Here is a 24408-nt window from a genome sequence, read left to right on the forward strand (position 1 = left end):
GGCTTATTGGATCTCCACATTTTCAAGTTGAGTCGTTACTTGATCAGCAACTTCAACCACTTCTTGAACTGGAATGTAGCTATTCGCTAACCACGCCATGCTTGAGTTAGAAACGTCAAGGAAGCTTTGTGGATATAGACCAAGCCAAAGTAGACCAAACGCACAGATCAACAATAATGCGATTTCACGTGCATTTAGATCTTTTAATGGATTTGTATAGTGCTGCTGTTGTGCTTCATTTGGTACACCAAACAGGGCTTTGTGAATCAGGATCAAACCGTACAAACCCGCAAATACCAAGCTGATTGCCGCAAGAATGGTAAACGCCGGAAATTTCGCATAAGCACCCATCAGGATCAGGAACTCACCAATGAAGTTACCTAGACCTGGAATACCAACCAACGCCGCAACGAAGAACATCAGGAAGAATGCAAGATACGGGAATTGACCACGCATACCACCCATCAAACGCATATCACGCGTATGCACACGCTCATATACCTGACCACACATAATGAACAGTGCAGCAGATGAAATACCATGTGCCAACATCATGATCATCAGACCTTGGAAGGTCAGGATGTTACCTGCGTAGATCGCAAGTAAAACGAAGCCCATGTGTGAAATAGAGGTATAAGCCAACAGGCGTTTCATGTCGGTTTGCTGGAAAGCACACCAAGCACCGTAGAAAATACCGATTAAACCAAGAATGATTGCGAAGTCTGCAAACTGTGCAGACGCTGCCGGGAAGAACGGAATCACGAAACGTAATAAACCGTACGCCGCAGTCTTAATCAAGATACCTGCAAGATCGACAGAACCCGCTGTTGGTGCTTGCGCATGCGCATCTGGTAACCAGCCGTGTAATGGGAAAACTGGAAGTTTTACCGCAAAACCGATGAATAAACAGATCATGAATGCATAAGCCACCGCTGGCGCCTGAGCGTCAAGCGTATTCGCCACACCTAATAGATAGTTGTAGTCGAAACGGATTTCGCCAGTCATAGTATAGCCCACAGTCACCAGACCAAGGATACCAATCAGCATCACCAAACCGGCAACCTGCGTGTAAATGAAGAACTTGTTAGCTGCATAAACACGTGACTTGCCCTCTGCCCCTTTATGACCCCAAAGGGCAATCAGGAAGTAGATCGGCACCAGCATCATCTCCCAGAAGAAGAAGAACAGGAATAAGTCAATCGCCAGAAACACACCGATGACACCACCTAAAGACCATAAAAGGTTCAAGTGGAAGAAACCAACGTTCTTTTGAATCTCGCCCCATGAACAGCCTACTGCCAATACACCCAGGAGTGCAGTCAAGCCAACCATAAGAAGTGATAAACCATCCACTGCTAAGTGAATGTTAATGCCCAGGGTTTGAATCCAAGGCAATTTGAATTCGGCAGCCCACGAAGGTGTAGCACCGCCTAATTCATAGTTGTAAGTACCAGTCTGCCAAAGGACTATGGTCAAGACCAAGGTCACCAGCATACCGATCAGCGCGATATAACGCGGCAAGTGTTGGTCGAGTTTATCGACCAACCAGCATATGAAACCTGCAATGAACGGAATGAGGATCAGAGCCGGCAAAATAATATTGTTTGGAGCTTCCATTTTATTTCCCCACGACCTGAATCACGATCAAGATCATCAGTAGGACAACGACACCGAGCCCCATACTAGATGCATATTCACGCAGTGAACCGGTTTGACGTGAACTTGTAAAGCTGTGACCACCTTTAACAAGTGCAGGAAGTACCAGCCATAGGCCATCAATTGGATCACGACCAAAGATCTTCGCGAACATTAAATATGGCTTCACGAAAATGAGGTCATACAGCGTATCGAAACCTAATGCATTACGGCAGATGTTGACCAGGCCAGCACCTACAGAAGTGGCTGCAAAACGTTTGACTGCATTGTAAGCAAAAGCGAACAGTACGACACCCACTGCAAGACCTGTCAAAGCAACAGCAATTGCGATGTATTCAGCACCATGTGCACCTGCTTCAAGCGCTTCAGGAATAATGAAGGCTGGAATTTGTGCAGCATCCAGAATGCTCATTACCGGTGCTTTTAGGACGATCGCCAGACCTGTTGAAAGTACAGCAAGAATTGCCAGTGGCGCCCAGTAAGTTGCACCTTGGATTTCATGATAAGGTGTGTTTTCTTTGCCAAAGAATACAACCCAAATTAAACGGAATGTATAAATAGAGGTTAAGAATGCACCTGCAACACCGACCCAGTACAGCGTGTTATACACTGGTAAACCAGCAATATGACTTTGCGTCCAGACTGCAGCAAGAATCGCATCTTTTGAGAAGAAACCAATCGTCAGGAATGGAATCGCTGCCAATGCACCGCCACCAATCGCGAAACATGCAAACAGGAATTTGTTCTTGTAGAACAGACCGCCCATCTTGAAGATGTTTTGTTCGTGATGGTAAGCCAGAATCACCGCACCAGACGACAAGAACAATAATGCCTTGAAGAATGCGTGAGTCAGCATATGGAACAGACCTGCTTGGTATGCTTCAGCACCTACCGCCATAAACATATAACCGAGCTGACTCATAGTTGAGTAAGCCAGAATACGTTTGATGTCGGTTTGAACCAGTGCAGCAAAACCAGCCACAAGCAAAGTCACCGCACCTGTGATCGAAATAAATACCATCACTTCTGGCGCAAGTTCAAAGACTGCGAACAGACGGCAGCACAGGTAAACACCCGCTGTTACCATCGTTGCAGCATGGATCAATGCAGAAACAGGTGTCGGACCTGCCATCGCATCGGCTAACCATGTTTGCAGTGGAATCTGTGCAGATTTACCTGCCGCACCCAAGAATAAGAGCAATGCTGTCCAGATGGTCAGAGATGAACTTTGCATCATTACAGTCGCCGCATTTTCGACGATGTACTGAATGTTCAAGGTACCGAATTGCTGGAAGATCAGGAACATGGCAATCAGCAGGAATACGTCACCAATACGGGTCACAGTAAATGCCTTGATTGCCGCCAGACCGTTTGCCGGGTTCTGGTAGTAATAACCGATCAACAGGTATGAACACAGACCTACGCCTTCCCAACCCAGGAATAACAACGCCAGGTTGTCACCCAATACCAGCAATAACATGCTGGCAACGAACAGGTTGAAGTAAGAGAAGAAACGTGCAAAGTCTTCTTCACCGCGCATATACCATGATGCAAAGATGTGAATTAAGAAACCCACACCAGTGACCATGCCCAGCATCAATAAAGACAAGCCATCCAGCTGCAAGCTGATGCCCGGAGCAAAACTGCCAACACTGAACCAAGTCCAAAGATGTTGTACTACTGCAGTTGAACCATTGTTAACAAAGTCCATACCTGCAATCAGTGCGAACAGTGCAGATAAACCGACTGCACCCACACCAATCATCGCTGCAACAGATTCCGGAAGCTTGTTGCGCCCCGCCGCTAACAGGACAAAACCAATGAGCGGAAATAAAATTGTTAGATATAAATAACTCATCCGCGCATCTCACTAGCAGCATCCACATCCAGGTGATGGAAGCGATGATAGAACTGAAGGACGATCGCAAGACCAATACAAGCCTCTGCCGCAGCAAGCGTCAGGATCAGGATAAACATGATCTGACCATCTGGCTGTGCCCATGCACTGCCCGCCAGGACGAACGCTAAAGCAGCAGCGTTCATCATGATTTCAAGGCTCATTAAAATAAATAGTAGGTTGCGTCGCACCATTACACCGTAAAAACCCAGTGCAAAGAGAATAGATGCAACGATCAAACCATGCTCTAAAGGGATGTTGCCCATTATTCTTTTTCCTCTTCTGCATCTGGTTCACGTTTACCCAAATGGAATGCAGCTACTAATGCAGCAAGCAATAACATCGCGGCAACTTCAACCAACAACAAGTATTGCGTAAAGAGTGCTTGACCCACTGCTTTCGGGCCTACCATTTCTGTACCCATTACCAGTGAAGCTTGTGTGTAATCAGAGTTTAATACCCATACCAGCACCAAACCGATCAGGAAGCTCATCAACGCCGGATAAGCCCAAGCCGATGAAGTCAACCATTTGCGTTCTTGTTCAACGGTCTGCTCACCCAAGTTCAGCATCATCACCACGAACACGAACAACACCATGATCGCACCCGCATAAACAATTACTTCCAGCGCACCAGCGAATGGCGCACCGACGATCAGGAACATGCCTGCGACTGCAAGCAATGACACGATCAGACTTAATAAAGCATGTACCGGATTCGCGTTAGTCACCACGCGAACCGTAGAGACAATGGCCACGAGGGCCATTAAATAAAATGGCCACATCATGGTAATAGACTCCGTACATCAACAGGTGCACTTTCACGCTGTGCTTGACCTTTGTCCTTGCCTGCAACTGCCATACCGGTTACACGGTAGAAGTTATAGTCAGGATATTTACCAGGACCAGAAATTAGCAGGTGTTCTTTTTCATAGACCAGGTCCTGACGAACATATTCGCCAAGCTCGAAGTCCGGGGTCATCTGAATCGCAGTGGTTGGACACGCTTCTTCACACATACCGCAGAAAATACAACGCGAGAAGTTGATACGGAAAAATTCCGGATACCAACGACCATCTTCACGTTCTGCTTTTTGTAGTGAAATACAGCCTACCGGACAGGCAACCGCACACAAGTTACATGCCACACAGCGTTCTTCGCCATCAGGGTCGCGCGTCAATACGATACGACCACGGAAGCGTGGTGGCACGATTTCTTCGGCCGGCACTTCCGGATATAAAATGGTGTCACGTTTACGTGTTGCGTGGCTGAACACCATCCACAACGAACGAACGATTGACCCGAATCCAGCTAGAAATTTAAACATTTTGTTCTCCCTGCTGTCTTAGGCCTGATTCATCAGAATCACAGCACCAGTTACCAAAAGGTTAACCAACGCCAATGGCAAGCAAATTTTCCAACCAAAGTTCATCACCTGGTCATAACGTGGACGCATTAATGAACCACGCGCCAGTACAAACATCATTACAAAGAATGCTGTTTTGATAATGAACCAGAATGCTGCTGGAAGGAACGGAATATCAAGGTCGAATGGCGCAAGCCAGCCACCAAAGAATAAAGTCACGATCAATGCAGAGATCAGTACCACGTTGACGTATTCCGCAACGAAGAACATCCCCCACTTCATACCGCCGTATTCAACATGGTAACCTTCTGCCAATTCCTGTTCTGCTTCTGGTTGGTCAAATGGGTGACGATGCGTTACCGCAACACCTGCAACCACAAAGATCAGGAAGCCAAGGAACTGAGGAATCACAAACCAGACATCTTTTTGCGCTTCAACGATTTCACGCATGTTGAATGAACCGGCAATTGCCACTACACCCATCAACGAGATACCCAAGAACACCTCATAAGAAATGGTTTGAGCTGCAGAACGTAAACCGCCCAGTAAGGCATATTTATTGTTTGATGACCAGCCACCGAACAGGACTGCATAAACTGCAATACCGGCCATTGCCATAAAGAACAACAGGCCGATGTTCATGTCTGCTACACCTAAATAAGGTGATACAGGAATAACCATGAACGACAGCACCGCAGTTGCCATCGCAACTGCTGGAGCCATACGGAAAGTCAATTTGTCAGCAAACTTAGGTGTCCAGTCTTCCTTGAACATGATTTTCAGCATGTCGGCAACAATCTGGAAAATACCACCCGGACCAACACGGTTCGGACCGTAACGGTCTTGCCACAAGCCGAGTAAACGACGTTCAATAAAAGACATCAACGCAGCGATCAGCACTACAACCAGCAAGATCACAATCGCTTGAATGACTGAATAGGCAATTGGCCAGTTTTCAGCCCACAGCGGCGTTTGACGGATTAATTCTTGTTCCATGAATTACACTCCTACCGCGACTGAAACAGGCTCTGCAAGAGATACCATCGGTGCCAGACCGATTGGGTAGCCAATATAACCTGTCGGTAAATATTCAATCACTTGAACTGGAAGAACGATTGACGTCTCACCTGCTTTCACCGTGATTGTCTGACCATCTTGAACATTCAGGCGTGCTGCATCCTGCTCACCCACTGCAAATACCGCTTCAGGAATACGTGTTTCCATCGCTGGTGTTTTTACCGTGAACTCACCTGAACCAAAGATGTGGTGCATCGGTACCAGACGGAAGCTTTCCGCATTGACCAGAACAGGTGCCGGTGCAACGAATGTACGTGCCGGACGTTTTGCCAAACGGTCGAATAAACGAACGCCTGAATCACCACCTTTCAGTGAACCACCTACAGTTTCCTGGAACTTGTTCCAAGCTTGTGGCGAGTTCCAGCCTGCAGACCATGCAAATGGAACCAGTGGCGATGGAGTCTGGTCTCCGACATAACCTTCCATCGAGAACGTTAATGCAGAATCAATATCTGTTGGCTGTTTTGGCTCATGTACAGACAATGGCGAACGCATTGAAGTACGACCTGAGTAACGACGTGGTTCACGTGCCACTTTCAAGCCATGAACACGGAAGCCCGCATCAGGTGCAACATCCAGAATGCCTTCAAGCGCAGGAACGTTTTTCGCCACTGACTCGATCACATCATCCAGTAAAGTCCAAGAAATCGCTTTGCCTTTTACGCCTGTTTCCAGAGCGTGTAACCAGCGCCAAGACTCCTTGATCGCCAATTCAGGATTGTAGTAGCTTGGGTCATACACTTGGTAGAAACGTTGTGCACGGCCTTCTTGAGAAACGACAGTACCATCACCTTCAGCAAACGATGCAGCAGAAAGCACGATGTCGGCTTTTTTCACTGTTTCAGTTTCAGAGTGATCCAGTACGATCACATCTTTACCTGCAAGTGCAGCATCGACCTGTGCAGCAGGAAGACGACGGTAAAGGTCATTTTCAACCACAATTACAGTATCGTAATCTTGTGCAAATGCTTGCTCTAGGCTTTGACCACCAAAGATCGCCATACCCATCGAGTTCACTTCAGGAACCGTCAAGGTCAGACCTGCATTACCCAGATTCTGTGCAACTTGTGCAGCAGCTTCCATAATGGCAGGATCTTGCAAGCTTGTGCCCGAGATAATCAGTGGTTTCTTCGCAGCTTTTAAAGTGTCCGCAATGGTTTGTGCAAATGCTTTGGCATCGTCATCTAAACCAAGAATCGTTTCACCCGCAACTGCTGCAGCAACTGCAAAACCTAAACGCGCGATATCGTTTGGAGAAGCAACCACTTCGCCTTCAGCAACGTCAGACAAACGGGTTTGTGTTGCAGCCAGGATGTAAATCGGAGATTTCGCATCTTGGGCAATACGTTGTACCGGTTCAGCCAACCATTCTTGCGTACGGCGCTCTGCCGCCATCTCTTTGCCTTTATTTTTCGCAGCTTGGCGAACAGATAAAGCCATACGAGGCGCAGTTTGCGTTAAGTCTTCACCTAAGATCAGAACTGCATCATAGCTTTCAATTTCACGCATGTTCGGGTTGTAAACACCCTCGGTTTGCATGATTGAAGCTGCAAGTTCAACCAGGTTTTGCTCTTTTTGAGACAGACCGGTTGAGAAGTTCTCTTGACCAACCAGCTCACGAAGCGCGAAGTTAGATTCAAGTGATGCACGCGGTGAACCGATACCCAAAACTTTTTTGTCCTGGATATTTGCAATTACCGTATCAAGTGCTGTATCCACTGAAACAGTTTCAACAGTTGCACCTTTACGGAATTGTGGTTGACGCGGACGGTCTTCACGGTTGACATAACCCGTACCAAAACGGCCTTTGTCGCACAGGAAGTATTGGTTCACTTCACCGTTAAAACGGTTTTCTACGCGGCGAAGTTCGCCATAACGCTCACCCGGAGATATGTTACAACCTGAAGAACAGCCTTGGCATACGCTTGGCGCATACTGCATGTCCCACTTACGGTTATAACGTGCCGAATGGGTTTTATCGGTGAATACACCTGTTGGACATACTTCAGTCAGGTTACCCGAGAATTCAGATTCTAGAGTGCCTGATTCAGGACGGCCGAAATAGACACGTGATGCGTTGGCATACACGCCGAAGTCCGTACCACCTGCATAGTCTTTGTAATAACGCACACAACGGTAACACGCGATACAACGGTTCATTTCGTGGGAAATGAATGAGCCTAGCTCCTGGTTGTAATGGGTACGTTTGGTGAAACGGTAGCGACGACGGTCATGCTGCGTCATCACCGTCATATCTTGTAAATGACAGTGACCACCTTCTTCACAGACTGGACAGTCGTGCGGGTGGTTGGTCATCAAGAATTCAACAATCGAAGCACGGAAATCTTTTGCTTCTTTGTCTTCAATCGAGATGTAGGTATTGTCAGCAGCAGGCGTCATACATGACATGACCAAACGACCACGGGTATCTTCCGGATTCGCGTATTGAGTCACGGCACATTGACGGCAAGAACCGACAGAACCTAAGGACGGATGCCAACAAAAGTATGGGATATCAATGCCAAGACTCAAACATGCTTGTAGCAAGTTTTCCGAGCCGTTGACTTCATACGATTTGCCATCGACATGAATTGTAGCCATAGTCGAATTCCTTAAGCTTGTTCTACGGAGCTAACTTGAGCTGCGGCATTGACTACCTTCGCTTCAAATTCGCCACGGAAATGTTTGAGTGCGCCCATTAACGGTTCCATTGCACCCGGTGCGTGGGCACAGAAAGTCTTACCGATCCAAAGCTTACGCGTCAGTTCTTGTAAGTGATCGATATCTTCCTGTTTACCTGTGCCATTTTCCAGCGCTTTTAACGCTTTCACAGCCCAAGGCAAGCCATCACGGCAAGGTGTACAGAAACCACATGATTCGCGTGCAAAGAATTCTTCAAGGTTACGCGTTGCTGAAACCATACATTGAGTTTCATCAACCACCATCAATAAACAAGTCCCTAGACGAGAACCTGCTTTCATGATGCTTTCCGCATCCATCGGAAGATCGATATGTTCAGCCGCCAGGAAGTCAGTTGATGCACCACCCGGTAACCAAGCTTTCAGTTTCAAGCCGTCACGCATACCACCCGCATGATCTTCAATCACTTCACGCGCTGTAGTACCGAATGGAAGCTCCCAAAGACCAGGAAATTTCACCTTGCCTGAAGCACCATAAATTTTGGTGCCTGGATCTTTCGATTTACCCGCAGATAAGCCGATATACCATTCAGGGCCACGCAGCATGATTGCTGGCAAGTTGTTGTAGGTCTCTACGTTGTTGACAATGGTAGGACGTCCCCAAGCACCTGCAACCTGCGGGAATGGCGGTTTGGTACGCGGGTTGGCACGGCGACCTTCAAGCGAGTTAATCAATGCAGTTTCTTCACCACAGATATAACGGCCTGCACCGGTATGCACGTGCAACTCGAAGTTCCAGCCAGTACCCAGGATGTTGTCACCCAGGTAGCCTTTGGCACGAACTTGCTCTAAAGCTTCATTGAGATATTTTGCAGCTTCGATGTACTCGCCACGGATAAAGATATAACCATGGGTTGCTTCCAGCGTATAGCCTGCAATCAGCATGCCTTCGATCAACTGATGCGGAAGGTCTTCCATCAACAGACGGTCTTTGAACGTACCTGGTTCCATCTCATCGGCATTACAAATCAGGTAACGTGGACCTGAGTTGTCATTTGGTGCCATAAGCGACCACTTGATGCCTGCCGGGAAGCCTGCACCACCACGACCTTTTACCGTCGCTGCCTTAACCACGTCTAATACATCTTTAGGCGGCATCGACAGGGCTTTTTTAAAGCCTGCATAGCCTTCCAGCGCTTCGTAATCATCTGCATTACGAACATTGGCCTGCTTGCTTAAACGCCAAGTCAATGGATGCGTTTCCGGGTCACCGTCGCCATAAATTGGTTTTGGTTCAGTATTCATACATACTTCTCCAACAGCTGTTTCACCGAAGTCACTTCAACCAGACCATGCGTGTCTTCATCAATCATTAAGGTTGGACCTTTGTCACAGTTGCCCAGGCAGCAAATTGGCAGCAGGGTAAAACGACCATCTGCAGTCGTTTGACCAAACTGAATGCCCAATTCACGCTGGAATGCTTCTGCCAGAGTTTCCGCACCCATCAGGAAGCAGGCAATCGAATCACATAACAAAATCACGTGACGACCGACCGGCTGACGGTAAATACGGTTATAGAAGGTTGCAACGCCTTCCAGGTCTGCAACACTCATGCTCAGCATTTGTGCGATGGCATTCATTTGCGCATCATCTACCCAGCCATTACGGCGTTGTACACACTTCAGCGCATCCAGACACGCTGCACGTGGGTACGGATAATGACCCATGTGATGTTCGATATCGTGAATTTCGTCCGCAGTCAAAATTCCTTCAACATTCACACGTGGCTTTTTATCAGTCAAAATCATCATAATGCGTTTACCCCTTAGCGATCCACGTCAGCCATTACGACGTCAATGGTCGCTAAATAAATGATTAAATCCGACATTAAGCTGCCGTTAATCACAGAAGGCATTTGCTGTAAATGCGTGAAGGTTGGTGTACGAATACGGGTACGGTAACTCATGGTCGACTTGTCTGAAGTCAAGTAGTAGTTCGATGCACCTTTCACCACTTCCGCCATCACAGATGCTTCACCCGCCGGCATTACAGGACCCCAAGATACGCTCAGGAAGTGCGTAATCAAAGTTTCAATATCTTGTAATGTCTTGTCTTTTGGTGGTGGAACAGCCAGTGGATGGTCTGCCTTATAGGCACCAGACGGCATGTTGTCTAGACACTGCTTGACAATTTTCAGTGATTCTTCGATTTCACGGAAATGCACCATGACACGTGCATAAGCATCGCCTTCGTACTCTAAAGGAACCTCGAAGTCGTAGTTTTCGTAACCGCTGTACGGACGATATTTACGCACATCAAAATCAATACCTGTGGCACGCAGACCTGTACCCGTCACACCCCATGCCAATGCAGATTTCGCATCATATTGCGCGACACCTTGAGTACGACCCATGAATACCGAGTTGCGTAAAGCAGCCGTGTAGTATTCATTCATACGTTTCGGCATCCATTCAAGGATTTCGCGAATCAGGTGCTGCCAGTTGTTTGGCAGGTCGTGCGCAGTACCACCGATACGGAACCAAGCCGGGTGCATACGGTAACCGGTGATCGCTTCGATCGCGTCATAGATTTTTTGACGGTCAGCGAACATATAGAATACAGGCGTCATACCGCCGGCATCCTGAATCGCAGTACCGATAAACAGCAAGTGGTTATTGATTCGGAACAGTTCCGACATCATCACGCGGATACATTGCGCACGGTCCGGCACAGTAATACCAGCCATTTGCTCCACGCCCATCACATAAGGCATGTTTTGCGCACAACCACCCAAGTAGTCGACACGGTCGGTATACGGAATGAATGAATGCCAGGTCTGACGTTCAGCCATCTTTTCCACACCACGGTGGTGATAGCCGATATCAGGCACACAGTCTTTCACTTCTTCACCGTCCAGCTGCAAGATCACACGGAATGCACCGTGCGCAGATGGATGGTTAGGACCCAAGTTCAGGAACATGAAGTCTTCATCGGCATTACCGCGCTTCATACCCCAATCTTCAGGTACGAAACGAAGATGTTCCTGTTCGTAGTCCTGCTTGGCCTTGTCTTGCAAATACGGCGTATATTCGGTCGCACGTGCAGAATATTCTTTACGGAGCGGATGACCTTCCCAATAGGTCGGTAACAAGATCCGACGGAGCATTGGATGCCCTTCGAAATTGATCCCGAACATATCGTAAGCTTCACGTTCGTACCAGTTGGCATTTGGCCAGATGTTGGTTGCAGTCGGAAGATTCAGATCACTTTCAGCTAAAGCAACTTTAATACGAATGTCAGTATTACGCTCGAGCGACAACAGGTGATAGAACACTGTGAAGTCAGACGCAGGTAAACCGTCGCGGTGGGTACGTAGACGCTCATCTACCGCAGACAGGTCGAACAACATCACGTAAGGACGTGACACTGTACGCAAGAACATTAAAACGTCTTGTACACGTGCGCGCTCAACCCAGACTGTCGGGAAATCCTCGAAAGTCGTTTGCACATAGAAGTTCTCACCAAATTTGGTTTTGAGTTCTTCAATGATCGCAAATGCTGGGCGTGAATCAACTGGAGTTGATTCTGGCATAGCAATGTCAGTTTCAGCCATTGGCTTGGCTTCCTATTTAATACAAATTCAGTCAACCTAAACGACAATTACACCCATAGCGGGTGCAGCAAAAAAGACCAGTCGTTTAAATTATTTAATTTCATCCATCGAGCGCAAGTTCTTCACAGCAACACGCTGATCTTTCTTACGGTCACGTTCCGGCATCATCTTTGGCTTATACACTGGCTTAAGATCATCACCGATCACCGCAGAAAGCGGACGACGCTCGAGTTGAATCTGGTCTTGCAACAGCATTAATGCCTGAATCAAAGCTTCAGGACGTGGTGGACAGCCTGGAATATACACATCGACAGGAATGATTTTATCCACACCCTGTACCACTGAATAAATGTCGTACATACCACCTGAGTTGGCACATGCACCCATGGAAATGACCCATTTCGGTTCAAGCATCTGTTCATACAGACGTTGAATTACTGGTGCCATTTTTACAAAGCAGGTACCCGCCACAATCATTAAATCTGCCTGACGCGGTGAAGCACGAATAACCTCGGCACCAAAACGCGACAAGTCATGCACGCCGGTTAAGGTCGTCGCATATTCCACATAACAACATGATGTACCGAAGTTAAACGGCCAAACTGAGTTTTTACGACCCCAGTTGACTGCTGTATGTACCACATCCTCTAAACGAGTCATGAATACATTTTTATTCACTTCTTCTTCTAGTAACGGATCTTCTACAAGGATACGTTCTTGAAGTGGATATTGATCAGCATCCGGATTCGCACGGGTTAATGTATATTTCATCCCGTCTTACTCCTTATCAGATGATTTAGCCGGTGAGCTTTTCACACGACCAGAGGATTGAGCTGGGATTTGACCTGTAGGGTCGATTACCAATTCTTCAATTGAGTTAAAGCGCGTAATTTCTGCTAGATCCATATTTGGCGAACCAATCTTAGCTTTAATTCCTGCGGCCTTACGTCTGTCTGAAGGTGCCCAATTGAGTGCGCCTGTGGATAATTCGTAAACCAAACCAACAAGTAAAACTAAAATAAAGATAGCTGCAGCTGCAAAACCAATCCAACCTACTTCACGAACAGAAACCGCCCATGCATATAGATAAAGTGCTTCTAAATCAAACACCACGAAGAAAATTGCAACTAAATAGAATTTTGCAGACAAGCGGATACGAGCACCACCTGCACCAACAACACCTGACTCAAACTGCTCCTGCTTGGCACGGCCCCATGATTTACCCCCAAGGAGTAACGGGACGGTCAGCATAAAGACGCATAAAAATGTAACGCCGATCACGAAGGCAATAATTGCCCATTCGTATGGAGTAATAGCACTCATGCGGGGATAACTCCTGGCAGGCCTATTTGTTAACAAAGAATGTATGTATTGGCCTTCAAATACACCAAACACAAAATTAATCCCGCCAATTGTACCTGATTTTGGATTTCACTTGCTAGTTTATAAGCCTTAGTCTTTGGGATGATTTTTTAGACATTTCAGCATTTAATTTGACTTTAATCATTCAGAATTCGTTTTAATCGTTTTCCTAAATTAAATTTTAATTATCTATTAATTTTTTTATAAATAGCGCTACCAGAAAATAGGCTGATCGATAAGTTGCTTTTCTCGCCCACCCATTTAGATATAGTCCTTTTCACTATTGAATCCAAGTTAAATCGGATAAAAACTTATTTTAACAACTATTTTTTCTTTCAAACTATTTGATTTAACTTGATATTTAATGTGATTTTTTACATTTAACTGCTGATTTACCCCCTACAGCCACTTGCTAATCTTAGATTGGCAATTGTGTCTTTTTGCAACATGCTCAACGGACTGATTCAGAATATGTTATTTCTATTTCTAAACCACATCATGACATTAATAAAGTAACAATAAGGAGTCCTTGCATGTCTCTACGCTTTTCCCATAAGCCGAATTATTTTTTATTTGCTCAATTACTGGTTCGACATATAGAAAATTACATCCAGAAAAATCCCAGTATAAGCCAGGCCGCTTTTGACTTACGTGACATCCACGCACTTTTTCAAGAGGATCACGCTTCCTCCAGCATCAATCTGGATGGTATTATGAATATCGCTGACGAATATAAAGTCGAAACCTTATCAGGCGACCAGAAACTGATTCAGCGCTATAACGTCGATGCGAAAAATACCAAACTGTTGATCGACTTTAATCCTGAAGCGCTACAAAGCTTAAAAGAGGGTAAATCACTCATTGAACCTGATGCGACCATTCAGGAATAAAATTTCTCCCAATAAAAAAACGATGCCGATGCATCGTTTTTTATGACTAAAATCATTCACACAATATCAAGCTAAATGATCACTTGCTTCCTCAGGCTTTTTTTCTAGCATCTTGCGCTTACTCTTCTTGACATAACGTTGTGCTGGCCAGGTCATGGTAAAACGCGCGCCACCCAGGGTCGGACTTTGATCAACCTGAATCGTGCCACCAAACCAGTACGCAATCCGGCTGACAATCGACAAACCTAAACCATAACCACCCGAAGCACGGGTACGACTATCATCCAGTCGGGCAAAGGCTTCAAAAATTCGGGCACGATCTATTTCCGGAATCCCCGGCCCGTCATCTTCAACGCAAACATAGGCCTGACCATCTTGGTCCAGACCACCGCTAATCAAGATTTTATGATCACAATAACGGATGGCATTCCCCACCAGATTCTGAATCACACGATGCAGATAGCGACGCTCCGCCTCTACCGTGACTGCAACAGGCATTGGATGTAATTCAATGATTTTTTGGGTTTTCAGCGCCTCAGTTTCTTGTGCCACCTGATTCAGTACGTCATACAGATCAATCTGCTCAAACTCAATCGACGGCATGCCCTGTTCCAGTTTGGCATAGGTCATGATCTCGTCAATCAAGGTATTCAGCGCTTCAATATCTTTATCAATCTGTTCGACCTGTTGCAGGCGATAATCGTAGTCATCTTCATCGGCCATCATTTCTACGCCAAAGCGAATCCGCGCTACTGGCGTACGCAATTCATGCGAAACGGCACGCATCAGCTCGCGCTGCGCTTCAATCAGGCGCTGGATATGATCTGACATGTTGTTAAAGCTGGATGCCAGCGTTGCCATCTCGTCACTCCCCTCTACAGGAAGACGCAATGACATATTACCGGTTTTCATTTTATTCAAAGCATAGCTGACTTCACGCAACTTGCGCTGCATCGGCACCAGCAGGCCATAAACCCCGAGACTCAATACAAACAGGCTTAACAAGGTAATACCGGTCGCCAACTGGAATGGCATCCAGTTGAACAGTGGCACTGGCCCCATCACCAATACTTGAGAAGTGGAACCTGGAATCGGAGAAATAATTGAAATCGTGGTACCACGAATCGAGGCACTGTCACGGTATAAAATAATGCTGTGATCCAGACGCAGTCGCCCGATCTGCTCGGAGTCCAAAGGCAGGTTCTGGACATTTTCGATAGAAACCGGATAGGAGAAATGATCCTGAATACGGGCAAGATATTCTTTTTCCTGACCTGGATAATAGACCAGATAGTCCAGAATAAACACAGGTAAGGCTTTCATCTGCCGTTCAGTAATACTGTCGGCTTTAATATAAAGATAATGATTCGGGTCATCACGCAGCCCGACCACAATATAGGCAATATCAGATTCAGCATCCCAACGCACCACAGCCTTACGATTGGCGATACGGCGTCCTTCAGCCCGGGTAATATCGACCTTGCTGGCTTCTACATAATGGATGGGCAATTCTAGCAAATCGGAGGCATCAGAAACCCAGTCCATTTTTTGCTGGAGATTGGGCTGGCGTGCCACCCCTTCACTGATGATATACGCCATACCATCAGTCAGGGATTCGCGATATTCTTGCGCACACTGATAGTTGATAATCTGTACCAACAGGTAGCCGAACACCGCCACCAATACCACAAGGATGACGAGTCCGGCGTATATACGCAAAAATATACTGTGCTTAAACACCTATAATTTATCCTGTTTGTTCAAGCAAAAACTACATCTGCTTAAAGACCATTGGTTTCTTTAACGAAGAGATAACCTTTACTACGTACTGTTTTAATACGCTTCGGGTTTTCTGGATCGTCACCAATTTTTGGACGGATACGCGAAATACGGACATCGATTGAACGGTCTTGTCCGTCATATTCGATGCCACGTAAACGCTCGAAAATATCTTCACGAGAAAGAATACGGCCGGCATTTGAAGCCAATAACCACAGTAGGTCATATTCTGCACTGGTAAAATCGACCAGATCCCCATTTAAGGTCACTGAACGGCCACCATTATCGATCACCAGATCATCAAACTCGATACGCTGCGCGACTTCATCTTCAGGCACCTTGTCAGTACGACGCAGCAATGCACGGATACGCGCCAGCAATACACGTGGCTGTACCGGTTTAGCAACATAGTCATCTGCACCCATTTCCAGACCCAGAACCTGATCCATGTCTTCGGTACGTGCAGTCAGCATCAAAATCGGTTGATGATAATGTGGACGCACTTCACGACAAATAGTCAAGCCATCAGCACCAGGCAACATTACATCCAGAACCACCATATCTGGTTGCTCGGCAATAATCCGACGAATGGCACGATTACCATCCGGTTCTACCCCGACCTCAAGTCCGTTACGAATGAGGTATTCTTGCGTTAAACGAGCAAGACGCTCGTCATCTTCAACAATTAAAATCTTGGGTAACTTTTCTTCTTGGCTCATGTATTGCCCCTTATTTGGTGGATCTACGCTATAGGCGTATCCTTTTGAAATCCAATAGATACGTTTTTAATATGCTTGCAATATACACACGTTTACATTGTAAACAAGATAGCGTTCACCAAACTGATACATCAAAATAGCATTTTGTAATATTTTATCGGGCACTTTTTGGCCAGTCCTGCTTGAAACAGGGGTTTAGATCTGATTTGCACTTTACACAACTCTCACATGGACAAAATATGACTGCTTGATTCAGCAGTTTTTAGTTATCCACAGTGTTATCTATAAGCACTTTCTTTGGACTTTGTTATGCTATGCCTTGCCTGATAAGGCTTATACAAAAATCAATAAAAATAGCGATATTTTTACAAGGATTAAAGCAGAACTTAAGAAAAATATTTAGCTAAATGTCAATATTGATCTACCCTAAATTTTCCCGTATCTTGTGTTCAATTAATTTTAAAACCACTAGGTCTTGTGTTTATTCCTCAAATACTGTGGCATAAAATTTGCCCAGTTCAAACGGTCCATAAACATAAAAATAGATGACAATGGAGCTATGCTAAATGAGCGTAATCACTTCAACTCCTGGTCAACTTCAGGTGATTAAACGCACCGGTGATGTTGCCGCTTTTGATGCAGAAAAAATTTCTGTCGCAATTGGTAAAGCGTTTTTGGCGGTTGAAGGCCAACAAAGCGCTGACTCGAGCCGGATCCATGATCGTATCGAACAGCTGACGGAAATGGTATTAAATACCTTTAAACGTCGTTTACCATCTGGCGGAACGATTCATATTGAAGAAATTCAAGACCAAGTTGAACTTGCGCTAATGCGTACGGGCGAACAGAAAGTTGCGCGCTCTTATGTCATTTACCGTGAACAACGTTCTGAAGCACGTAAACAGCTGGGTGCACATCATCATCCGACGCTGCAAGTTACCGATGCTGAAGGCAAACTTAAGCCACTTGATTTAAGTGCCTTGACTGCGCAGGTGAATAAAGCAGCAGAAGGACTGGAAGGTATTGATGTACAGGCCATTGTCGATGAGACCGTGAAAAACTTGTACAACGGGGTAAAAGAGTCGGACATCTCAACTACGATGATGATGGCGACCCGTACCCGTATCGAACAAGAGCCTAACTATACTTATGTCACTGCACGTTTATTGCGTGATGACCTTGTAGCGACTGGTTTAAAGTTCCTCGGCTTGTCTACAGAGACCAATGAAGGCGATGCGCTCGAAACTTACCTGAAAAAAGGGATTGAGCTTGAGCTGCTTTCTCCAGAATTGTTGAACTTTGACCTGGCGAAACTGGCTGCTGCGATTCAACCGGAACGTTCTAACCAGTTTACTTACCTGGGTCTGCAAACCTTATTTGACCGTTACTTCATCCATTCAGATGGTGTGCGTTTCGAACTTCCGCAATTGTTCTTTATGCGTGTTTCTATGGGCTTGTCGCTCAATGAAGAAAACCGTGAAGACCGCGCGATTGAGTTCTATAACTTATTGTCTAGCTTCGATTACATGGCTTCGACGCCTACCCTGTTTAACTCAGGTACGTTACGTCCACAGTTGTCTAGCTGCTACTTAACAACCATTGATGATGATCTGTATGACATTTATGGCGCGATGCGTGATAACGCAATGCTGTCTAAATGGGCAGGTGGTTTAGGTAACGACTGGACACCAGTTCGTGCCTTGAACTCCTACATCAAAGGAACTAACGGTAAGTCGCAAGGTGTAGTTCCGTTCCTGAAAGTAGCGAACGATACTGCTGTTGCGGTTAACCAAGGTGGTAAGCGTAAAGGTGCAGTTTGTGCATACTTAGAAACCTGGCACCTGGACATCGAAGAATTTCTTGAACTGCGTAAGAACACCGGTGATGACCGTCGTCGTACCCATGACATGAACACTGCGAACTGGGTTCCTGACCTGTTCATGCAACGTGTATTCGAAGATGCAGAATGGACTTTATTCACGCCTTCTGAAACGCCCGATCTGCATGATTTGACTGGTGCTGCATTCGCTGAGCGTTATGCACACTACGAAGCGATTGCCAAAGAAACAAACATGTTGCACAAGAAAATCCGTGCAAAAGATTTGTGGCGCAAAATGCTGTCGATGCTGTTTGAAACAGGTCACCCGTGGATCACATTCAAAGACGTATGTAATCTGCGTTCACCACAGCAACACGTAGGCGTGGTTCACTCTTCTAACCTGTGTACAGAAATCACGCTGAACACCAGCAAAGAAGAAATCGCAGTATGTAACCTGGGTTCAATCAACCTGGTACAACACGTTCAAGGTGGTGTTCTTGATCGCGAAAAACTGGCGCGTACAGTTAAAACAGCCGTTCGTATGCTCGACAACGTGATCGACATCAACTACTACGCTGTTCCGCAAGCGCGCAACTCGAACCTGAAACACCGTCCAGTGGGTATGGGTATCATGGGCTTCCAGGATGCACTATACGAAATGAACCTGGCGTATGGTTCTGATGCTGCGGTTGAGTTTGCTGATGAATCGATGGAAGTGATTTCTTACTACGCGATTTCAACATCGAGTGATTTGGCTGTTGAACGTGGTACATACGAAACATTCAAGGGTTCATTGTGGGATCAAGGTATTCTGCCAATCGACTCGCTTGATCTGGTTGCGAAAACTCGTCCAGAACGCATGTTCGAAGTAGACCGCACTCAACGTCTGGACTGGGATACTTTACGTGCCAAAGTTCAAAAAGACGGTATGCGTAACTCGAACGTGATGGCGATTGCACCGACTGCAACGATTTCAAACATCTGTGGCGTATCTCAATCAATTGAGCCAACGTTCCAGAACTTGTATGTGAAATCCAACCTGTCTGGCGAATTCACCGTGATTAACCCATACCTGGTACGTGCGTTGAAAGAACGTGGTCTTTGGGATGCCGTGATGGTCAATGACCTGAAACACTTCGAAGGTTCTGTTCAGAAGATTTCTCGTATTCCTGAAGAGCTTAAAGCCATCTTCGCGACTGCGTTTGAGGTTGAAACTCGCTGGATCGTAGATGCTGCATCACGTCGTCAAAAATGGATCGACCAAGCACAATCTCTTAACCTTTACATCGCTGGTGCAAACGGTAAGAAACTGGACATCACTTACAAGATGGCCTGGTTACGTGGTCTGAAAACCACTTATTACCTACGTGCATTGGGTGCGACTTCTGCTGAGAAATCTACAATTAACACTGGCGCATTGAACGCAGTTAAACCTGCAACTGTTGCGGCTCCTGTTGTAGCAGCAGCTCCTGTCGTTGAAGCGCAAAAACCTGAAGCTCCTGCAGAGGAAGAAGGTTTTGCTCAAGCGGCTCCAGTGCCAATGGCATGTTCAATTGACAACCCTGATTGTGAAGCTTGCCAATAATGGAACTTCACAAATGGCAGAATTATCTAACTTGATTTATGCGTTTTCTGCACTAATTTCCTCGATTGCGTTTTTAGTGTTGATGTTAAAAATTAAAATAGTGTAATTAAGTTATGCCCCATAAGGGGCATAACCTCTGCCATTAAATTATAAAAAGGAAAAATACCATGCCTCCAATGACTCACAATTACATGTTAGGACTTGCGGCATTGCTGATTTCCTTTGGTATTACCTTTTATTTACCAATTGCTTACTTCTGGTTCAAAGTTCGCCAGCAGCGTAAGCAAAATAAGTAGTGGGGATTATTGCTCCTGTATAAAACTAGAGCATTCATCGACAAAACTTAATTTTGCTTACACAAATTAAGCGTATAGTAAGACATCTCAGCCAAGCTGAATGTCTCATAAAAGATATAAAGCAACGTAGAGAGAATTGATATGTCTATCCTAAGTTGGGACGATTTCGAAGATGATTCGCAAAAACCGGCTGCACCTGAACAGCAGCCTGCGCCCGTCGAGCCGCAAAAAGCGACTAATTCACAGATGGTATCTGATGCAGGCAACGCATCGCCGGATGTGGCAGCTGCACAACCCCTTAGAGCCACTCAAAACCGAGGATCAAATCCAACCGATTCGCTGGCAAGAGCATCTGCTTCCCTAGAGCAGCTTGATGTTGCACCGGGTCTGGAAGAGCTTGAAATGGGTGCGCAGCGTGTGCAAGTTGATGATAAAGCTATGATCAACTGTCGTGCAGACTTGAACCAGCTTGTTCCATTCAAATACGAATGGGCTTGGCAGAAGTATCTGGACGGATGTGCAAACCACTGGATGCCGCAAGAAGTCAACATGAACCACGACATCGCGTTGTGGAAGTCTGAAAATGGCTTGACTGAAGATGAACGTACCATCGTCATGCGTTCACTCGGTTTCTTCTCGACTGCCGATTCACTGGTTGCAAACAACTTGGTACTGGCGATTTATCGTCACATTACCAACCCTGAATGCCGTCAATACATCTTGCGTCAGGCGTTTGAAGAAGCAATTCATACGCACGCTTATCAGTACTGTATCGAGTCGCTAGGCATGGATGAAGGCGAAGTCTTCAACATGTACCGCGAAGTACCGTCAGTGGCACGTAAAGCGGCATGGGGCCTGAAATATACTCAGTCTTTAAGTGATCCTACTTTCAAAACCGGTACACCTGAAAACGACCAGATTCTGCTTCGCAACCTGATCGCGTTCTACTGTGTACTTGAAGGTATCTTCTTCTACTGCGGTTTCAGCCAGATCCTGTCTATGGGCCGTCGTAACAAGATGAATGGTGTTGCCGAGCAGTTCCAGTACATCCTGCGTGATGAGTCAATGCACCTGAACTTCGGTATCGATATGATCAACCAGATCAAGATCGAAAATCCGGGTCTATGGACGACTGAATTCCAGGAAGAAATCATCCAGATGATTCTTGAAGGTACGATGCTGGAAATCGAATACGCACGTGACACGATGCCACGCGGTGTACTCGGCATGAATGCTGGCATGATGGAAGAATACCTGAAGTTCATTGCTAACCGTCGTCTGGCGCAGTTAGGCTTGCCTGAGCAATTTGCTGGTGTGAACAACCCGTTCCAGTGGATGTCAGAGATGATGGACTTGCGTAAAGAGAAGAATTTCTTCGAGACGCGTGTAACAGATTACCAAACTGGTGGTGCGTTAAGCTGGTAAGGTTTCGTAAAACGACACATAGAATGTCATTTGCGACACATTTATGTCACTCGTTAGAGTAAAAGAAAATAGAGCCACTTGGCTCTATTTTTTTATTATTCAAATTTTAACTATTTTATGATTTTCCCAAATAAAAATACTCTTATGGAGATAGTTACCATCTTTAAAGTATTGATGAATATCGTCCTTCCCTTGAGAGTAACCTTCATACTGCTGATTACGCTCCCCCCATAATATCCAAATGAAGGTTTGATTTGTATCATCCAGATAGTTTTCAAAAAGATCTTTTCTTAGATAGGATACAGAACCTTTTAGATTATTGGTTGTCGAGGAAAGCGTTCTGAATACTGAAGCTAATCCCTTATCATCATATAAATCAGGTTCACCATTTTGATACCTTAGATTCATGCTTTGACAAATTTCAGGATTTGGAAAATCTATTCCTCCTGCTTGATTCAAAGAACTGTGATAAGACTCCCAAGAATAAGATTGCACAGGGACTTCTATTGAAAAACTAGACGAATCCCACTCATCAAAATTCATCCGACTACTTACATTGTTATTAAGTTCTAAAAATGGATTTCCCAAAACCATTTCGCCTGCATATTTGTAATGATTTTCAGGAATGCGTGGTAGAGCATTATTACCAAGATAGTCCTTATTACTAACAAATTCTCTTATTGTAGGAATATTTTCATTTGCAACAAAGAAGCCTCTCATAAATGTAAAAATTTCTCGATAATCGTCTTTTGAATCCTCTTGTATAAATCCAGTCAATAAAATCCACTTATCAGCTTGGCTAAATTGCTGAGTCTCTAAGATATCCAAATAATTAGGTGTGGGGCCATTTACAATCCACTCACCAATATCTTTTGGAGTATCGGTAAATATATCTATAAGTTCTGGACTCCAAGAATTAGCAACTTTAGGGAATGTTGGATCGATGCTCACATCGCTACATCTTTCATTACTACGCCAATTATCTAAAAGCTCTCTATCCACCTTCCATCCATACATCTCATAGAAAGCAATCCAGCTATATTTTTTTCCATATCTATCTATTTTTACATCACGATCGTAATAAGAGCTCGAACCTATATTCCTATCAATCTCTTGGAATTTTTCAGGTTCATATCCAAGCTGAATCATTCTCTTTAAAATAGTTCTTCGTGTTTGAACATAATCAGGATGTGAATCATCATAATTAGCTCTATCAGTGGTGAGCCTTCCAATAGTGTAATTATTAAAATCCATACGAAGGGCTGATTGCTTGACTTCCATTAATTGCGCTTCATCAACCTCAGGAAGACTCTCAAACAAATTTGGTAAATGTTCGTAAGGTTTTTGACAGTAACCCAAATATTCTTGATTGATAAAATTCTGATTTACTGTTAAAGCATAATTAATAGTCCCTAGTAAATATTCTCGCAGAATTGTATGTGTAGTAGAGTATTGGGCATTAGGTATAAAACAATTTTCTATAATTTTTTTGGCGAAACCACAAACATTTCTATTTATTTTTTCTGCATCAATAAAATCAGCACTCAAAATAGCCCCATATGCTGCCGCAAAAGTTCTTTCTGGCACATATGGATCTGTAATATCTAATGAGTTAATTGCCATCTCAAAAAATGATCCTGGATCTTTTCTAGCATATATAGACAGTACTTTTGTTGCTTGATCCCTTAAATCTCTATGATTAGTTGTTAATAACCATTGAACCCATATAGCTCGACCTTTTTCGCTAGAACCAATTTGTACTTCAGACCATCTTTTTTCAAGAAGCTCTAAGTCATTTTTAAGTTCTTTAGAATTTTTCCTTACCCATTCAGACCATGTTAAATCACGGTATGTATTACTCATATTTCGTAAAGCTTTATCTAAGAAAGCTGCATCAAATGGATGAGCATATGCTGACCGGGTAATTTTCAGTTTTTTAAATGCTTGAGAAGCAAATTGCTCCGAGGATAATAAATAGCTCTGAAATTCTTGAATGGTTTCCCTATTAATAAGGCTCGCTTGCTCTTGGGTCGTTTGAACCGTACCGGGTTTGTCGGAGACTTTTTTATTTAAGTTAGGCCACCTGACCTAACGGGTTAATCTTATCATAGTACATTGCTTCAAACTCAAAAGGCGATACATAACCCAGTGCACTGTGTACACGCTTTTTATTGAACCAATCTACCCAGTTTAGTGTCGCAAGTTGTACATCTGCTAAACCTTGCCAATCTGCTTTTAAATATTCAATCACCTCTGTTTTGTATAAGCCATTCACCGTTTCAGCCA

The 24408-nt window shown here is 45.0% G+C and carries 20 protein-coding genes; 4 read left to right on the forward strand and 16 right to left on the reverse strand.

The features are described from left to right. Positions 1-3: 3 nt before the first annotated feature. From nuoM to ndhC, 12 genes are all read right to left on the reverse strand, one after another. Complete coding sequence (nuoM, locus tag F890_RS05540) at positions 4-1617, reverse strand: NADH-quinone oxidoreductase subunit M (protein ID WP_004280767.1); 1614 nt, start codon at positions 1615-1617, stop codon at positions 4-6. Position 1618: 1 nt separating this feature from the next. Further along, positions 1619-3514 (reverse strand): NADH-quinone oxidoreductase subunit L, encoded by a 1896-nt coding sequence (gene nuoL / locus F890_RS05545; protein WP_005265973.1) that lies wholly within the window; start codon positions 3512-3514, stop codon positions 1619-1621. Further along, positions 3511-3819, reverse strand: a complete 309-nt coding sequence (nuoK, locus tag F890_RS05550; protein WP_004280769.1) for an NADH-quinone oxidoreductase subunit NuoK — start codon at positions 3817-3819, stop codon at positions 3511-3513. Before nuoK ends, nuoL begins: the two co-directional genes overlap by 4 nt. Continuing rightward, positions 3819-4337: an NADH-quinone oxidoreductase subunit J gene (nuoJ, locus tag F890_RS05555; protein ID WP_171054322.1), complete on the reverse strand. Its 519-nt coding sequence runs from the start codon at positions 4335-4337 to the stop codon at positions 3819-3821. Before nuoJ ends, nuoK begins: the two co-directional genes overlap by 1 nt. Next, positions 4337-4879, reverse strand: coding sequence for an NADH-quinone oxidoreductase subunit NuoI (gene nuoI / locus F890_RS05560; RefSeq protein ID WP_004280771.1), 543 nt, complete (start codon positions 4877-4879; stop codon positions 4337-4339). The genes nuoJ and nuoI overlap by 1 nt, the downstream gene beginning before the upstream one ends. A gap of 18 nt (positions 4880-4897) precedes the next feature. Next, complete coding sequence (gene nuoH, locus F890_RS05565) at positions 4898-5914, reverse strand: NADH-quinone oxidoreductase subunit NuoH (RefSeq protein WP_005265974.1); 1017 nt, start codon at positions 5912-5914, stop codon at positions 4898-4900. A gap of 3 nt (positions 5915-5917) precedes the next feature. After that, complete coding sequence (gene nuoG, locus F890_RS05570) at positions 5918-8596, reverse strand: NADH-quinone oxidoreductase subunit NuoG (protein ID WP_005265975.1); 2679 nt, start codon at positions 8594-8596, stop codon at positions 5918-5920. A gap of 11 nt (positions 8597-8607) precedes the next feature. Continuing rightward, complete coding sequence (nuoF, locus tag F890_RS05575; protein WP_005265976.1) at positions 8608-9939, reverse strand: NADH-quinone oxidoreductase subunit NuoF; 1332 nt, start codon at positions 9937-9939, stop codon at positions 8608-8610. Beyond that, positions 9936-10445: an NADH-quinone oxidoreductase subunit NuoE gene (gene nuoE, locus F890_RS05580; protein ID WP_004280775.1), complete on the reverse strand. Its 510-nt coding sequence runs from the start codon at positions 10443-10445 to the stop codon at positions 9936-9938. Before nuoE ends, nuoF begins: the two co-directional genes overlap by 4 nt. 14 nt (positions 10446-10459) lie before the next feature. Beyond that, complete coding sequence (gene nuoC, locus F890_RS05585) at positions 10460-12247, reverse strand: NADH-quinone oxidoreductase subunit C/D (protein ID WP_005265977.1); 1788 nt, start codon at positions 12245-12247, stop codon at positions 10460-10462. A 90-nt stretch (positions 12248-12337) separates the two neighbouring features. Beyond that, on the reverse strand, positions 12338-13018 hold the full coding sequence (locus F890_RS05590; RefSeq protein ID WP_005265978.1) for a NuoB/complex I 20 kDa subunit family protein: 681 nt from the start codon (positions 13016-13018) through the stop codon (positions 12338-12340). A 6-nt stretch (positions 13019-13024) separates the two neighbouring features. Then, on the reverse strand, positions 13025-13570 hold the full coding sequence (gene ndhC / locus F890_RS05595; RefSeq protein ID WP_005265979.1) for an NADH-quinone oxidoreductase subunit A: 546 nt from the start codon (positions 13568-13570) through the stop codon (positions 13025-13027). A gap of 572 nt (positions 13571-14142) precedes the next feature. Between ndhC and F890_RS05600 the strand changes: the two genes are divergently transcribed. Continuing rightward, positions 14143-14499, forward strand: coding sequence for a hypothetical protein (locus F890_RS05600; RefSeq protein WP_005104082.1), 357 nt, complete (start codon positions 14143-14145; stop codon positions 14497-14499). Positions 14500-14565: 66 nt separating this feature from the next. Here the strand turns inward: F890_RS05600 and bfmS are convergent, their stop codons facing one another. Then, positions 14566-16239 (reverse strand): sensor histidine kinase BfmS, encoded by a 1674-nt coding sequence (gene bfmS / locus F890_RS05605; RefSeq protein ID WP_005265981.1) that lies wholly within the window; start codon positions 16237-16239, stop codon positions 14566-14568. A 41-nt stretch (positions 16240-16280) separates the two neighbouring features. Further along, a complete protein-coding gene (gene bfmR / locus F890_RS05610) occupies positions 16281-16997 on the reverse strand; it encodes a response regulator transcription factor BfmR (RefSeq protein WP_004280782.1) in 717 nt (238 codons plus the stop codon). A 566-nt stretch (positions 16998-17563) separates the two neighbouring features. On the opposite strand from bfmR, the gene F890_RS05615 reads away from it, so the two are divergent. The 3 genes from F890_RS05615 to F890_RS05620 all read left to right on the forward strand — a co-directional run bounded on the left by F890_RS05615 (position 17564) and on the right by F890_RS05620 (position 22122). Then, positions 17564-20401 (forward strand): ribonucleoside-diphosphate reductase subunit alpha, encoded by a 2838-nt coding sequence (locus tag F890_RS05615; RefSeq protein WP_005265982.1) that lies wholly within the window; start codon positions 17564-17566, stop codon positions 20399-20401. A gap of 167 nt (positions 20402-20568) precedes the next feature. Next, positions 20569-20697 carry a hypothetical protein gene (locus F890_RS19215; RefSeq protein ID WP_005106195.1) on the forward strand — a complete coding sequence of 43 codons (129 nt, stop codon included), beginning with the start codon at positions 20569-20571 and terminating at the stop codon, positions 20695-20697. Between the two features lie 141 nt (positions 20698-20838). Continuing rightward, entirely contained in the window at positions 20839-22122 is a 1284-nt protein-coding gene (locus F890_RS05620) for a ribonucleotide-diphosphate reductase subunit beta (RefSeq protein WP_004645882.1), read from the forward strand. Between the two features lie 99 nt (positions 22123-22221). Here the strand turns inward: F890_RS05620 and F890_RS05625 are convergent, their stop codons facing one another. Both F890_RS05625 and F890_RS05630 read right to left on the reverse strand, forming a co-directional pair. Further along, the gene (locus F890_RS05625) at positions 22222-23985 is read right to left on the reverse strand and encodes a hypothetical protein (protein ID WP_005265983.1); all 1764 of its coding nucleotides are present in this window, start codon (positions 23983-23985) and stop codon (positions 22222-22224) included. A gap of 211 nt (positions 23986-24196) precedes the next feature. After that, positions 24197-24408 (reverse strand): integrase core domain-containing protein (locus F890_RS05630; RefSeq protein WP_005265707.1); only part of this gene is annotated, 212 nt, incomplete at its 5' end.

It is taken from the genome of Acinetobacter sp. CIP 64.7, from assembly GCF_000369745.1.
Lineage (GTDB): Bacteria > Pseudomonadota > Gammaproteobacteria > Pseudomonadales > Moraxellaceae > Acinetobacter > Acinetobacter fasciculus.

Bases quoted from the DNA above. Each gene is read 5' to 3' on its own strand.
- nuoH (WP_005265974.1), bottom strand. From the start codon at position 5,914: ATGGAACAAGAATTAATCCGTCAAACGCCGCTGTGGGCTGAAAACTGG.
- F890_RS05620 (WP_004645882.1), top strand. From the start codon at position 20,839: ATGTCTATCCTAAGTTGGGACGATTTCGAAGATGATTCGCAAAAACCG.
- ndhC (WP_005265979.1), bottom strand. From the start codon at position 13,570: ATGAGTGCTATTACTCCATACGAATGGGCAATTATTGCCTTCGTGATC.
- F890_RS05625 (WP_005265983.1), bottom strand. From the start codon at position 23,985: ATGAGTAATACATACCGTGATTTAACATGGTCTGAATGGGTAAGGAAA.
- nuoL (WP_005265973.1), bottom strand. From the start codon at position 3,514: ATGAGTTATTTATATCTAACAATTTTATTTCCGCTCATTGGTTTTGTC.
- F890_RS05590 (WP_005265978.1), bottom strand. From the start codon at position 13,018: ATGAAATATACATTAACCCGTGCGAATCCGGATGCTGATCAATATCCA.
- nuoF (WP_005265976.1), bottom strand. From the start codon at position 9,939: ATGAATACTGAACCAAAACCAATTTATGGCGACGGTGACCCGGAAACG.
- F890_RS05600 (WP_005104082.1), top strand. From the start codon at position 14,143: ATGTCTCTACGCTTTTCCCATAAGCCGAATTATTTTTTATTTGCTCAA.
- bfmR (WP_004280782.1), bottom strand. From the start codon at position 16,997: ATGAGCCAAGAAGAAAAGTTACCCAAGATTTTAATTGTTGAAGATGAC.
- nuoE (WP_004280775.1), bottom strand. From the start codon at position 10,445: ATGATGATTTTGACTGATAAAAAGCCACGTGTGAATGTTGAAGGAATT.
- F890_RS05615 (WP_005265982.1), top strand. From the start codon at position 17,564: ATGAGCGTAATCACTTCAACTCCTGGTCAACTTCAGGTGATTAAACGC.
- nuoJ (WP_171054322.1), bottom strand. From the start codon at position 4,337: ATGTGGCCATTTTATTTAATGGCCCTCGTGGCCATTGTCTCTACGGTT.
- nuoC (WP_005265977.1), bottom strand. From the start codon at position 12,247: ATGGCTGAAACTGACATTGCTATGCCAGAATCAACTCCAGTTGATTCA.
- nuoM (WP_004280767.1), bottom strand. From the start codon at position 1,617: ATGGAAGCTCCAAACAATATTATTTTGCCGGCTCTGATCCTCATTCCG.
- nuoI (WP_004280771.1), bottom strand. From the start codon at position 4,879: ATGTTTAAATTTCTAGCTGGATTCGGGTCAATCGTTCGTTCGTTGTGG.
- nuoK (WP_004280769.1), bottom strand. From the start codon at position 3,819: ATGGGCAACATCCCTTTAGAGCATGGTTTGATCGTTGCATCTATTCTC.
- nuoG (WP_005265975.1), bottom strand. From the start codon at position 8,596: ATGGCTACAATTCATGTCGATGGCAAATCGTATGAAGTCAACGGCTCG.
- F890_RS19215 (WP_005106195.1), top strand. From the start codon at position 20,569: ATGCCTCCAATGACTCACAATTACATGTTAGGACTTGCGGCATTGCTG.